The sequence below is a fragment of the Ilumatobacteraceae bacterium genome (assembly GCA_033344875.1).
In the GTDB taxonomy this organism is placed as follows: Bacteria; Actinomycetota; Acidimicrobiia; order Acidimicrobiales; family Ilumatobacteraceae; genus Ilumatobacter.
In genome coordinates this window covers 1587703-1599874 of sequence record JAWPMO010000001.1, presented here as the reverse complement: position 1 = coordinate 1599874, position 12172 = coordinate 1587703, and the positions used below count along the sequence as shown (strand labels likewise).

At 68.4% G+C, this 12172-nt stretch carries 12 protein-coding genes; 7 read left to right on the top strand and 5 right to left on the bottom strand.

The window, feature by feature from the left end; all coding sequences use genetic code 11:
• Positions 1-160 precede the first annotated feature (160 nt).
• Positions 161-1609 carry an HAD-IB family hydrolase gene (locus R8G01_07570; GenBank protein ID MDW3213836.1) on the top strand — a complete coding sequence of 483 codons (1449 nt, stop codon included), beginning with the start codon at positions 161-163 and terminating at the stop codon, positions 1607-1609.
• A 3-nt stretch (positions 1610-1612) separates the two neighbouring features.
• Here R8G01_07570 and R8G01_07565 read toward each other — a convergent pair whose 3' ends face one another.
• The 3 genes from R8G01_07565 to R8G01_07555 form a co-directional block, all read right to left on the bottom strand.
• The gene (locus tag R8G01_07565) at positions 1613-3652 is read right to left on the bottom strand and encodes a hypothetical protein (protein MDW3213835.1); all 2040 of its coding nucleotides are present in this window, start codon (positions 3650-3652) and stop codon (positions 1613-1615) included.
• Complete coding sequence (locus tag R8G01_07560) at positions 3649-4128, bottom strand: sigma factor-like helix-turn-helix DNA-binding protein (GenBank protein ID MDW3213834.1); 480 nt, start codon at positions 4126-4128, stop codon at positions 3649-3651. Before R8G01_07560 ends, R8G01_07565 begins: the two co-directional genes overlap by 4 nt.
• 123 nt (positions 4129-4251) lie before the next feature.
• The gene (locus R8G01_07555; GenBank protein MDW3213833.1) at positions 4252-4716 is read right to left on the bottom strand and encodes a DinB family protein; all 465 of its coding nucleotides are present in this window, start codon (positions 4714-4716) and stop codon (positions 4252-4254) included.
• A 171-nt stretch (positions 4717-4887) separates the two neighbouring features.
• Here R8G01_07555 and R8G01_07550 point away from each other — a divergent pair, with 171 nt between their 5' ends.
• Positions 4888-5739, top strand: coding sequence for a phosphatase PAP2 family protein (locus tag R8G01_07550; GenBank protein MDW3213832.1), 852 nt, complete (start codon positions 4888-4890; stop codon positions 5737-5739).
• 60 nt (positions 5740-5799) lie between these two features.
• On the opposite strand, the gene R8G01_07545 is transcribed toward R8G01_07550, so the two are convergent.
• Entirely contained in the window at positions 5800-8067 is a 2268-nt protein-coding gene (locus R8G01_07545; GenBank protein ID MDW3213831.1) for an aconitate hydratase, read from the bottom strand.
• 24 nt (positions 8068-8091) lie between these two features.
• On the opposite strand from R8G01_07545, the gene R8G01_07540 reads away from it, so the two are divergent.
• The 3 genes from R8G01_07540 (at position 8092) to R8G01_07530 (ending at position 9614) form a co-directional block, all read left to right on the top strand.
• A complete protein-coding gene (locus R8G01_07540) occupies positions 8092-8463 on the top strand; it encodes a glyoxalase (protein MDW3213830.1) in 372 nt (123 codons plus the stop codon).
• A 5-nt stretch (positions 8464-8468) separates the two neighbouring features.
• Positions 8469-9194: a GntR family transcriptional regulator gene (locus R8G01_07535; protein ID MDW3213829.1), complete on the top strand. Its 726-nt coding sequence runs from the start codon at positions 8469-8471 to the stop codon at positions 9192-9194.
• 129 nt (positions 9195-9323) lie between these two features.
• Positions 9324-9614, top strand: coding sequence for a PAS domain-containing protein (locus R8G01_07530; GenBank protein ID MDW3213828.1), 291 nt, complete (start codon positions 9324-9326; stop codon positions 9612-9614).
• Between the two features lie 100 nt (positions 9615-9714).
• Here the strand turns inward: R8G01_07530 and R8G01_07525 are convergent, their stop codons facing one another.
• Positions 9715-10365 carry a nitroreductase family protein gene (locus R8G01_07525; GenBank protein MDW3213827.1) on the bottom strand — a complete coding sequence of 217 codons (651 nt, stop codon included), beginning with the start codon at positions 10363-10365 and terminating at the stop codon, positions 9715-9717.
• A 67-nt stretch (positions 10366-10432) separates the two neighbouring features.
• On the opposite strand from R8G01_07525, the gene R8G01_07520 reads away from it, so the two are divergent.
• Positions 10433-11281 carry a class I SAM-dependent methyltransferase gene (locus R8G01_07520; protein ID MDW3213826.1) on the top strand — a complete coding sequence of 283 codons (849 nt, stop codon included), beginning with the start codon at positions 10433-10435 and terminating at the stop codon, positions 11279-11281.
• Between the two features lie 18 nt (positions 11282-11299).
• On the top strand, positions 11300-12103 hold the full coding sequence (locus tag R8G01_07515; GenBank protein MDW3213825.1) for a crotonase/enoyl-CoA hydratase family protein: 804 nt from the start codon (positions 11300-11302) through the stop codon (positions 12101-12103).
• Positions 12104-12172: the final 69 nt, after the last annotated feature.

Here is a 12172-nt window from a genome sequence, read left to right as displayed (position 1 = left end):
CACCCCCCATGTTCCGCTTCGAGGAGATCCCAACATGTTCGGTCCCCCACCGAACGGGATTTCCAGGTTGAGACGCCCCGATCCCCCATCGGGGCGTTTCCCGTTTTCGGGTGACGTTCGACGGTATCGGTCGGCGACACCCTTGGCCTAGTCTGCCGATGTGGCCCAGCGATCGACCGACCCGACCGGCGCAGCGTTCTTCGACCTCGACCGCACGCTGCTGCGGGGCGCGAGCGGTGAGGTGTTCTCCGACGCGATGCGGGCCGCCGGGCTGGTCAGCCGCAACATCCCCGGCGAGAAGTTGCTCTACCAGCTGTTCAACACGGTCGGCGAGACGCTCCCGTCGATGGCGCTCGCCCGGCAGGCGGTCAACTTCGCCAAGGGTCGCTCGAGGGCTGCGGTGCACGAGGCGGCCGACAGCGTCGCCGACCGCCTCGTCGACCTGGTGCAGCCCTTCGCCGAGTCGGTGTTCGCGATGCACCGCGACGAGGGCCGGCCGATCGTGCTCGCCACCACCACCCCGTACGACCTCGTCAAGCCGTTCGCCGATCGTCTCGGTCTCGACGGCGTCGTCGCGACCAGGTACGGCGTCACCGACGACGACGACACGTACAGCGGCGACCTCGTCGGGCCGTTCGTCTGGTCGGCCGGCAAGCTGGCGGCGGTACGCGAGTGGGCCGACGAGCACGGGATCGACCTGGCCGAGAGCTACGCCTACTCCGACAGCGTGTACGACACGCCACTCCTCGCCGCCGTCGGTCACCCGGTCGTGGTCAACCCCGACCCCCGGATGGTGGTCATGGCCGCCGCTCGACGTTGGCCGACGATCGACCTCGGGGTCTCGCCCGGGGCGAAGAAGATGCCGCTCGTCGGCATGGAGCTCCAACGCCTCGCGCTCGCGTTCTCCCGTCCCTCGATGGTGCCCTACGCCGACATCCGCATCACGGGCACCTCCAAGATCCCGTCATCCGGTCCCGTCATCCTCGTCGCCAACCACCGCTCGTACTTCGATCCGATGGTGATCTCGATGGTCGTCGCCAAGACCGGACGCACGGTCAGGTCGCTCGGCAAGAAGGAGGTCTTCGACGTGCCCGTCGTCGGGTCGCTCGCCTCCGCCATGGGCGGCATCCGCGTCGAGCGCGGCACCGGGTCGGACGAGCCGCTCCAACTGGCCGCTGAGGCGCTCGGTGCCGGTGAGATGGTCGCGATCATGCCCGAGGGCACCATCCCCCGCGGTCCGGCGTTCTTCGAGCCGAAGCTCAAGGGACGGTGGGGTGCCGCCCGACTCGCGCAGATGACCGGTGCGCCGGTCATCCCCATCGGCCTGTGGGGCACCGAAGAGGTCTGGCCACGCTCCTCCCGGGTACCGAAGGTGTTCAACGTCACCGATGCGCCGACCGTGCTCGCGGCCGTCGGCGACCCGGTCGAACTGAAGGGCAAGAGCCTCGACAAGGACACCAAGCGCATCATGAAGGCAATCTCGGCGCTGTTGCCGCCCGAGTCGCAGGTGCGGCGCGACCCGACCCCCGAAGAACTCGCTGCCACGTACCCGCCCGGGTACCGGGGCGACCCCGACCGCGAGGCCGAGCGTCGCCCGGGTACCGACTGAGCCTCAGAGCTCGACGGTGGCCCAGCCGCCGGGGGTCTGGTAGAGCACCGTCCGCCCGTTCCGGGCGGCCGATGTCGGCCAGGAGCCGCCGTCAGGGGTCGGCTCGGCGAGGTCGAGCGTGAGCCAGTCGACCCCGTCCGCCGTCGCGATGAGCCAGAAGTCGGGCGTCCACTCGTCGGCGGGTCCGGCCGAGGAGCCGGAGTTGGATTCGTACGCAGCGTTGTAGGCGTCGGTGAGCAGCGCGCCCGGGATGCGCACGACCTCGGCGCCGGCGGCGTCGCGGATGACGACGGTCGTCGTGCCCGTCTCCTCGTCGAACTCCCAGATCGAGTCCCGGTCGTCGCCGCCCGGTCCGACCACACCGTCGACGATCATCTCGCCGGTCGTGGCGTCGGCCAGTTCGTACGTGCTGCCGTCCGGTCCGTCGGTGACAGCGAGTTCGTAGCCCTCGTACTCGACGACCACCGTGATGGGTTCGGCCGGTTCCTCGAAGTAGCCCTGGTCGCCGAGGTCGACGACCCAGGCACCGGTCGGGTTCGAGTTCCAGAGTCCGTAGGGGAGCCCCAGGTCGGGTAGTTGGACCTGGGTGAACGAGCCGTCGCTCCGGAACCAGGCTTCGTTGCCCGTCGACGCTTCCATGATGAACAGGTCGCCGTTCGTCAGGGGCACGACCGAGGCGACGTACCGGTCGGACGGCACGCCGTCGACACGGCTCCACGTGCGTCCGTCGGCGCTGGCCGACAGGTGTTCGCCGACGAGGTAGAACTCGGACGCACCGGCGATCACGTTGCCGTACGCGTTCCCGCCGGCCGGGGCGGGGATCTCCTCGGCACCTCCGTCGAGCGTGCCGACGAGCAGCGTCTGGGACGAGTCGATGTCGGCGACGCCGACACCTGGGTCGTCCTCGTACCCGAGTTCGACCCAGGTGAAGACATACGACTGTGGTGGCCCGTCCGCCCGTTCGATGTCGATGGTGAGGCCGGTGTCGGACGTCGACATCCCGTAGCCGAACTGGCTGTCGTTCAACTCGGCGCGGACGTCGGCCGGAAGGAGCGATTCGTAGTCGACCCACACGTGTCGCTCGACCCGTGCGACCCATCGGTCGCCGGCGACGGCGATCGAGTTGACGTACGTCTCCTGGTGGAACGGCGGGGTCACCTCGGATTCCGTGGCCACGACATCGATCGACGTCTCGTTCCAGGTGACCAGGTCGTCGGTCCAGGCGACGGTGACCTCCAGTTGGCCGTCGTCGCCGACGGGCCCGGTCGACGACGTGACCAACCGGTCGCCGCTGACCGTGAAGGTTCCCGGGTACCCGCCGGGCATCGTCATCTCCGACGTGGTCCACGACGCCCCGTCGGTCGTGAAGCCGGCGACGAGGGTGGACGGCGGTGCCTCGGTCGCGTAGATCGCCTCCGATGCCTCGGGGTGTTCGGACAGGATGGCCGTGACCTCGTCGAGCAGACCGGCCTCGCTCAGGATGGCGGTGGCCTCCTCGATGGTCGGGGGGAGCCCGTCGGGGAACAGGGCGAGCACCTCGTCGGGGAAGAGCGCACTGATCTCCTCGGGGATCGGCCCGAGTGGCTGCGGTTCGGTGAGCACGGCGATCCGCAGGAACCCGTCGCGCCACGGCAGGAGTTGCACGAGATCGCCGGCGGGAGCGGTTGCGTCGGTACCACCGTCGAAGACGGGGTCGGTGTCGGCCGGCGGCAACGTCGGCGGCGTCGTGATCGGCGTCGTGACCGGGGCGGGAGCGGACTGGTCGCCGGACCCATCGGGCTGGGTGGTCTCGGGTTGGGTGGTCTCGGGCGGGTTGGCGAACTCGATGGTGTCGTCGCCCAGGTCGCGGTTGGCGACGACGGCGCCGACCAGCGCGATCGCGACGACGGTGATGCCTCCGCCGACGGCGGCCCGGCGTCGGCGACGGCGGGTTGCCGCACGGCCACGGATGGCCGTCGGCTCGATCGGGTCGAGTGCGAGTTCGTCGGCGGCGGCGTGCAGCGCGTCGTGGAGGCGGCCGGTGGATCGGCTCGGATCGCTCATGATGATGCTCCCAGGTGCTGTTCGAGTTGTGCGAGCGCCCTGCTGAGGCGGCTCTTGACGGTGCCGGTGGGGATGCCGAGCGCGATCGCGAGGTCGGCCTCCGACCAGTCGAGGTAGATCCGGCCGACCACCACGGCACGGTGTTCGGTCGACAGCTTCCGCAACGCGTCGGCGATGGCGCCGTCCGGGTCGGGTGCCGGTTCCGTCACTTCGGCGAACACTTCGGTGATGGTCTCGCGTCGCCAGCGCCGGAGGCGTGAGCGCCCCCAGTTGAGTCCGACCCGGTAGACCCAGCCGGCCGGATTGTCGTACTCGGAGATCTCGGCCCATCGGGGCCACGCTCGGGTGAGCGCTTCGGCGGCGGCGTCACGTCCGAGTTCGCGGTTGTTGAGGGCGATCGCGAGTGCGCGGGCCAATCGGTCTGCTTCGTTGGTGCAGAACGCCTCGAAGCTGCGCACGGTCGGGACATCGCGCACGTCGGTACTCGTCCTCGCGCGGCTTGCGCCGCCGTCGATCGATGTCGGTTCGACCATGGTCACGCCCTCCAGACGCACACCTCGTCGGTTTCGTTCCGCGTCGGTCTGAATTTCTTCGCGGCGTCAGTCGCCGACGTTGCCGTCGATCGCCTCGCGGATGAGGTCGGCATGGCCGCAGTGGCGGGCGTACTCCTCGATCATGTGGATGAGGATCCACCGGAGGCTGGTCGGTCCGGAGGGGCTCTCGCGCGAGGCCGGGTGGTCGGGGTCCAGTCCGGTGATCGCGTCGCGGCTGCGGGCCACGGCCTCGTCGAACCGCTCGGCCAGGTCGACGGGGGTGCAGTCGTCAGCGGTGTCCATCTCCCAATCGGGCTGCGCATCCCAGTCGGCCCCGAGCCAGGGTTCGGGGAGTTCGTCGCCGAGCAGCGTGTACGTGAACCAGTGGTCCTCGACGAAGGCCATGTGGCGCAGCAGTCGGCCGAGTGTGAGCGTCGATTCGCCGACGGTCGTTCGGAGCTGTTCGGCGTTCAATCCGGCACATTTCCTGACCAGGACGACCCGGAAGTAGTCGAGGAATGACATGAGCATGTCATGTTCGGAGCCGGTCCGATCGGGGTCAACCGGCGCGCCAGGAGTGTGAAGAACGTCGTTGTTGCCTGAATTCGCGCTCATTGTGACCACTGGCACCTCGATCCCGGAAGAAATGTGCTGTATGTCGATGTTGTTACGAGGGTACTGTTGGCAGACAGGGAGCGTTCGATGGAGACGGCAACGGAGTCGCAGGATGGGGGCACGCGTCGCCCTCTCGCGACCTGGTGGCGGAGCCGCTACGGAGCCCAGATGCTGGTCGAGATCAGCATCGTCGCCGGCCTGTTGATGATCTACCGATCGATCCGGACGCTGAACCGGACCGATCTCCAGACCGCATTCTCGAACTCGCGTGACATCATCCGCTTCGAGAGCTGGCTCGGGCTGCCGTTCGAAGACAACCTCCAGGGGTTCCTCCTCGACCACCCGAACTTCATCAAGATGTTGAACCACTACTACATCTGGTTCCATTTCCCGGCGGCGATCGCGCTCTTGCTGTGGCTGTACCTCCGCCACTCCGAGGCGTACCGGTCGTTCCGCAACCTGATGGCGTTCTCGACGTTCACCGGTCTGATCATCCACCTGCTGTTCCCGCTCGCGCCGCCGCGCATGATGGACGGATTCGTCGACACCATGGCCCGGTACGGTCCGGCGATCTACCCGGCCAACCCGCTCGAGGGTGCGGCCAACCAGATCGCGGCGATGCCGTCGCTGCACTTCGCATGGGCGATGATCGAAGCCATCGCGGTCGTGTCGGTGTTGACGTCGCGATGGCGATGGGTCGTGGTCATCCACCCGGTGCTCATGACGCTGGCGATCATCGCCACCGCGAACCACTGGTGGATCGACGCAGCGGCCGCGGCGTTCCTGGTCGTGACCGGTATCGCCTTGTGGCGGGTCCTCACGGCGTGGGTCGGCGACCGGCGTTGGTCGTGGACCTCGATGCGTTTCCAGGCGGGCGACGGGATCAAGAAGCTCGAAGACCTCGCCAACGAGCCGCGCCCCGAGTCTGCCGACTGCTGACGCCGACCGTCCGGGGTCTGCTCGGCGGCCGGGGCGCCGTCGCCCGGGCCGCCTCGCTCGTCAGCCCTGGTTCGACTTCTGGCGGATGATGTTCAACGCCGAACCGGCCTTGAACCACTCGACCTGTTCGGGGCTGAAGGTGTGCACTGCCTCGAAGTCGATCGTGGTGCCGTCGGGCTTCACGATCTGGCAGCGGACGTTCTGACCGGGAACCGGCGGGAGGCCGAGCACACTGATGCGGTCGTCCTCGTCGATCTGGTCGTAGGTCGCCGGATCGGCGAACGTGAGCGGCACCATGCCCTGCTTCTTCAGGTTGGTCTCGTGGATGCGGGCGAAGCTGCGTGCGATCGCGACCAGCCCGAGTCGGAACCGGGGCTCCATCGCCGCGTGTTCACGGCTGGAGCCCTCGCCCATGTTCTCGTCGCCGATGACGACCCAGGGCTGGCCGGCCTCGTGGTACGCCTTGGCCATGTCGGGGAAGGTCTGGGTCTCGCCGGTCAGCTGGTTCTTGCCGTGTCCGACCTCGTAGCCGTCGTACGCGTTGACGGCGCCGAGGTAGAGGTTGCCCGAGATGTTCTCGAGGTGGCCCCGGTACTTGAGCCACGGACCGGCCATCGAGATGTGGTCGGTGGTGAACTTGCCCTGGGCCTTCACGAGGACCGGGAGCGCCTGGTAGTCATCGCCGTTCCATGCGGGGAACGGCTCGAGCAGCTGCAGCCGGTCGCTGTCGGGGCTGACCGCGACCTCGACCGAACTGCCGTCGGCGGGCGGCGCGGTGAACGTGTCGTCGCCCGGGTCGTAGCCGGCGTCGGGCAACACCTGGCCGACCGGCGCGTCGAGCGTGACCTCGGTGCCGTCGGGGGCGGTGATGGTGTCGGTCGTCGGGTCGAAGTCGAGTCGGCCGGCGAGCGCGATCGCCATCACCGTGTCGGGTGAGGTCACGAACGCGAGCGTGTTGGCGGACCCGTCGTTGCGCTTCGGGAAGTTGCGGTTGTACGACGTGACGATCGTGTTGGTCTCGCCGGTGATGGCTTCGGGGCGGCTCCACTGGCCGATGCACGGACCGCAGGCGTTGGCGAGCACGGTCGCGCCGATCGCCTCGAGGTCGGCGAGGAGCCCGTCGCGCTCGATGGTGGCACGGGTCTGCTCGGAGCCCGGCGTGATCAGCAGCGGCACCTTGGCGGTGAGACCGGCTGCAGCTGCCTGGCGGGCGATCGAGGCGGCGCGCGTGATGTCCTCGTACGACGAGTTCGTGCACGACCCGATCAGCGCTGCCGACGGGACCATCGGCCACTCGTGCTCCTGGGCCGCGGCGCCGACGCCGGACGCGCCGACTTTGTGGGCCCGGTCGGGGGAGTGCGGGCCGTTGATGAGCGGCTTCAACTCGTCGAGGTCGATCTCGATCAACTGGTCGTAGAGCGCGCCCTCGTCGGGACGGAGGTCGTCGGCGACCTGTTCGGCGGCGTCGGCGATCGCTTCGCGGCCGGTGGCCTTGAGGTACATCGCCATGTTGTGGTCGTAGCCGAACAGTGACGTGGTGGCGCCGATCTCGGCGCCCATGTTGCAGATGGTGCCCTTGCCGGTGGCGGAGATCGAGTCGGCGCCGGGGCCGTGGTACTCGACGATCGCGCCGGTGCCGCCCTTGACCGTGAGCTGGCGGGCGACCTCGAGAATGACGTCCTTGGGGCTCGACCAGTCGCTGAGGGTGCCGGTCAGCTTGACGCCGATGACCTTCGGCCAGCGCACGTTCCACGGGAAGCCGGTCATCACGTCGACCGCGTCGGCGCCGCCGACACCGATCGCCACCATGCCGAGACCTCCGGCGTTCGGGGTGTGGCTGTCGGTGCCGATCATCATGCCGCCGGGGAACGCGTAGTTCTCGAGCACGACCTGGTGGATGATGCCCGAGCCGGGGCCCCAGAAGCCGATCGAGTACTTGGCCGACACGCTCTTCAGGAAGTCGTAGACCTCCTTGTTCGTGTCGATCGCCACACCGAGGTCGATCGAGGCGCCGACCTTGGCCTGGATGAGGTGGTCGCAGTGCACCGTCGACGGCACCGCCGCCTCGTCGAGCCCGGCCGTCATGAACTGGAGCAGCGCCATCTGTGCGGTCGCGTCCTGCATCGCGACGCGGTCGGGGCTGAAGTCGTTGTAGGTGACGCCTCGCTCGATGTCCTGCCCCTCGGGATCGACGAGGTGGTTGATCAGGATCTTCTCGGCGAGGGTGAGTGGACGGCCGAGCCGTTCGCGGCCGAGTTGAGCGTTGGCGGACAGCTTCGAGTACACGGCCTCGACGAGCTCGATCGGGGTGGTGGCAGTCACAGACATGTAGACAACTATAATACAAGTTTCATGGGATCGGCAAAGATCAGATGGCTCGGTATCGACCACGTGCAACTGGCGATCCCGGAGGGCCGAGAAGACACCGCGCGGGAGTTCTACGTCGGGGTGCTCGGCATGGTCGAGATACCCAAACCGCCGGCGATGGCGGCCCGCGGCGGTGCATGGTTCCGGGCGGGTCCGACCGAGATCCACGTCGGTGTCGAGGCCGATTTCGTGCCGGCCCGCAAGGCCCACCCTGCACTGTTGGTGGTCGACCTGCGCGAGGTCGTCGCCGGCACCGGGCTCGACGTGCGGTGGAGCGATGAGATCGACCAGAGTGTCCGCTGCCATGTCGACGACCCGTTCGGCAACCGGATCGAACTGATCGACGCGGGCGGCTGACGACGATGCGGCACGTCAGGTATCAGGAGATCGCCGACGAACTCCGCACCAGGGTGCGGAGCGCGGCCCCCGGCTCGCTCCTGCCCAGCGAGGCCGAGTTGTCGCGTGAGTTCTCGGCGAGCCGCGTGACCATCCGGCGCGCCCTCGAAGTCGTGCGCGAAGACGGACTGATCGCGGCCCGGCAGGGGTTCGGTTGGTTCGTGTCGACCGAGCCGGTTCGCCAGAGCCTCGAGCGACTCGGAACGATCGAGTCGCAGCTGGAGACGAGCGGCCGCGACCCGGCGCGGCGCGTGATCGACTTCTCGTTCGAGTCGCCGCCGGTCCACGTTCGCAAGCTGCTGGGGCCGGCCAAGGTGCTGCGCGTCAAGCGGGTGAGCCTGGCCGACGGGGAGCCGTTCGCCGTCGTCACCGTGTGGTGTCCGGCCGTCATGGGGCAGCGACTCTCGCTGGACGACGTCGAGCGACGCCCGTTCTCCGAGTTGCTCGACGTCGAACTGCGCGGCGCGACGCAGACGATCGGCGCGGACTCGGCGGATGCAGACCTCGCCGGTCTGCTCGCCGTACCCGTCGGCGCGCCGCTGCTCAAGTGCCAGCGGGTCACGGCCGACCTCGACGGCAACCCGGTCCTGGTCAGCGAGCACTACTTCCCGGCACACCGGACCGAGTTCGTCGTCGACCTGCCACACGACGAACCGTCGATCACCCCCGCCGGTCTCCGTCTCGTCGAATGACGCCCGGATCATCGATCCGGTCAAGTCGGCGGGTCGGCGTGCCGATCACCATGGGTGCCGATAACGAGTGTTCTGAACCGCGAGGCGATCGCCGCGTGCCGCCTGCCGGGGTACGGCGGGCTCGTCGCCATGAGCGAACTCGGCGCGATCCACTACGTCGATGACGAACTCGACGACCTGCTCGGGCTCGAACCCGGGACCCTGATCGGCCGGTCGTTCCTGGAGTTCGTCCACGGCGACGACGTCGAGCAGGCGGTCGAGGCGTTCACCGGCATCGGCCGCAGTGCCGGACGTCACCGACGGCTGGGCATCCGGCTGCGGGGCGACGACGGCCTGATCGACGTCGACGTCGTGCCCGACAATCGGTTGGAGGACCCGGCGGTCGCCGCTGTGCTCCTCCACGTCGCTGTGACGGACTGAGTTCCGACGCGGCCGAACCGTCGCCACCTCGAACTCGGCAGCGGGCGGCAGACCCCGGACGTAGCGGTCTGCGAAGGCCGCTGGAGGAACTCGTCCGCGCTCACCACCCGTCCCAGTGCGTGACGTCCTCGGCCGGCAGGCGCTTGGCCGGCTTGAAGTCGGTGCCCTGCGTGTACGCGATCGGGAACAGACCCGCTTGCGTGTGGGTCTCGTACGGGATGCCGAGCAGCTCGGCGGCCTCACGCTCGCCGTCGCCGAGCAGGTGCAACGTGGTCCAGGCCGACCCGATCCCTCGTTCTCGAAGCGCGAGCATCATGCTCCACACCGCGGGGAGGATCGATCCCCACATGCCGGCGCCGGACGCCGAGCCGCCCTGCGGGTCGACGCGACCCTGGATGCACGGGATCATCATGATCGGCGACTTCTCGAAGTTGTCGGCGAGATAGCTCGCCGAGTCGACCACCGCGTCCATCCGGTCGGCGCGGGTGTCGCCCGCCTCGTACTCGGCGCGAGGCAACTGGCGGTAGAGCTCGAAGGCCCCCCGGTAGATCTCGGCGAGGCGGTCCTTCTTGGCCTGGTCCTCGACGAACACCCACTGCCAGCCCTGGCGGTTGGATCCGGTCGGCGCCTGCAACGCGAGATCGAGGCACTCCATGACGACTTCGCGCTCCACGGGACGGTCGAAATCAAGTCGCTTGCGGACCGAACGGGTGGTGGCGAGGACTTCGTCGGCTGACAGATTGAGACGCATCCGGCGATTGTGGCAGCTCCCCGCGACGTCGGACGGATTCGGGCCCGTGATGTGTGACCATGGGCGCATGACCGAGGAGAACTCCGACGAACACGATGTCGACCCCCGGTCGATCAACCACGCGAACTGGGAGTCGCGCGTGCCGGTTCACGCGGCCAGCGCGGCGTACCGGCTCGACCGGTACGTCGCCGAACCCGAGCTGTTGAGCGAGGTGGTCGAGTTCGATCGTGCCCGCTTGGGCGACGTCACCGGACTCGACGTCGTCCACCTCCAGTGCCACATGGGCAACGACTCGCTGTCGCTGGCCCGGCTCGGGGCGACGGTCACGGGGCTCGACTTCAGCGCCGCCGCACTCGCCGAGGCGCGCCGGGTCTCGGCGCAGGGCGGACCGCACGTCGAGTACGTCGAGGCCGACGTCTACGACGCTGCCGACGTGCTCGGGCGGGAACGGTTCGACCTGGTCTACACCGGCATCGGGGCGCTGTGCTGGTTGCCGTCGGTCGCCCGCTGGGCCGACACCGTCGCCGCGCTGTTGAAGCCGGGTGGTGAACTGTTCATCCGCGAGGGGCATCCCGTGCTGTGGGCACTCGACGACCCGCGCCCCGACGGCCTGCCCGTGCTCGCCTTTCCCTATTTCGAGACCGAGGGCATCCGGTTCACCGAGGAGGAGACGTACGTCGACCACGACGTACCGCTCGAATCGCCCGACATCATGCACTTCAATCACGGGCTCGCCGAGATCTTCAACGCGCTGTGGTCGGCTGGGCTCGACATCACGATGTTCGACGAGCACGACACCGTGCCGTGGAATCCGATGGGCGACGCGATGCGTGACGTGGGCGGCGGCGAGTTCCGCCTCGTCGACCGTCCCGAGCGGCTGCCGTGCTCGTACACGCTGCGTGCTCGCAAGCGGTGACCTGCGACAATCGGGGCCATGTCCGAACGTGTCACCGTCACCATCGCCGACGGCATCGCCGATGTCCGTTTCAACCGTGCCGACAAACGCAACGCACTCGACGGCGAGCAGTTCGCCGCGATCGAGGCGGTCGGTGAATCGCTGAAGTCGGCCGAGGGCGTCCGGGTCGTGGTGCTCTCCGGCGAGGGTGAGTCGTTCTGTGCCGGGCTCGACTTCTCGATGTTCTCCGGCATGGCCGGTGGGGGCGAGCGCGACACCCAAGGCAACCCGGGTGACCTCCCCGACGGTCGGATCACGCACCGCGCCCAGCAGATCTGCTGGGTGTGGCAGGAGCTGCCGATGCCGGTGATCGCAGCGGTGCACGGTCATGCCCTCGGTGGCGGCTTCCAGATCGCGATGGGTGCCGACATCCGCATTGCCCACCCTGACACCACGTGGTCCGTCCGCGAGGTGCACTGGGGCCTCGTGCCCGACATGACCGGCACGTTCATGCTCAGCCGGTTGATCCGCTCCGACATCGCACGGGAACTCACCTACACCGCACGGATGGTCGACGGCCGCGAGGCGTTCGACATCGGCCTGTGCACCCGGCTGAGCGACACGCCGTACGACGACGCCATGGCGCTCGCCCGCGAGATCGCCGCCCGCAGCCCCGGCGCCGTGCGCGGCTCGAAGGTGGCGTTCAACCACATGTTCACCGAGGGCGCCGCGGAGCAGTTCGCGCTCGAACGTCAGCTGATCGGTGAGCAGATCGGCTCGCCGAACCAGGTCGAGGCGATCATGTCCAACATGGAGCGACGACCCGCCGACTTCGACGACTGAGCGGAGCGGGTGGTCCGTCATCCGGGCGCACCTTCCGTCCGGTCGCGATGGAAGCGTTTTCGGTTTCGA

What these genes read in the sequence shown, in the direction of transcription:
- R8G01_07565 (MDW3213835.1), bottom strand. Translation starts at nt 3,652, where the DNA reads ATGAGCGATCCGAGCCGATCCACCGGCCGCCTCCACGACGCGCTGCAC.
- R8G01_07555 (MDW3213833.1), bottom strand. Translation starts at nt 4,716, where the DNA reads ATGCTCATGTCATTCCTCGACTACTTCCGGGTCGTCCTGGTCAGGAAA.
- R8G01_07550 (MDW3213832.1), top strand. Translation starts at nt 4,888, where the DNA reads ATGGAGACGGCAACGGAGTCGCAGGATGGGGGCACGCGTCGCCCTCTC.
- R8G01_07545 (MDW3213831.1), bottom strand. Translation starts at nt 8,067, where the DNA reads ATGTCTGTGACTGCCACCACCCCGATCGAGCTCGTCGAGGCCGTGTAC.
- R8G01_07540 (MDW3213830.1), top strand. Translation starts at nt 8,092, where the DNA reads ATGGGATCGGCAAAGATCAGATGGCTCGGTATCGACCACGTGCAACTG.
- R8G01_07535 (MDW3213829.1), top strand. Translation starts at nt 8,469, where the DNA reads ATGCGGCACGTCAGGTATCAGGAGATCGCCGACGAACTCCGCACCAGG.
- R8G01_07530 (MDW3213828.1), top strand. Translation starts at nt 9,324, where the DNA reads ATGAGCGAACTCGGCGCGATCCACTACGTCGATGACGAACTCGACGAC.
- R8G01_07525 (MDW3213827.1), bottom strand. Translation starts at nt 10,365, where the DNA reads ATGCGTCTCAATCTGTCAGCCGACGAAGTCCTCGCCACCACCCGTTCG.
- R8G01_07520 (MDW3213826.1), top strand. Translation starts at nt 10,433, where the DNA reads ATGACCGAGGAGAACTCCGACGAACACGATGTCGACCCCCGGTCGATC.
- R8G01_07515 (MDW3213825.1), top strand. Translation starts at nt 11,300, where the DNA reads ATGTCCGAACGTGTCACCGTCACCATCGCCGACGGCATCGCCGATGTC.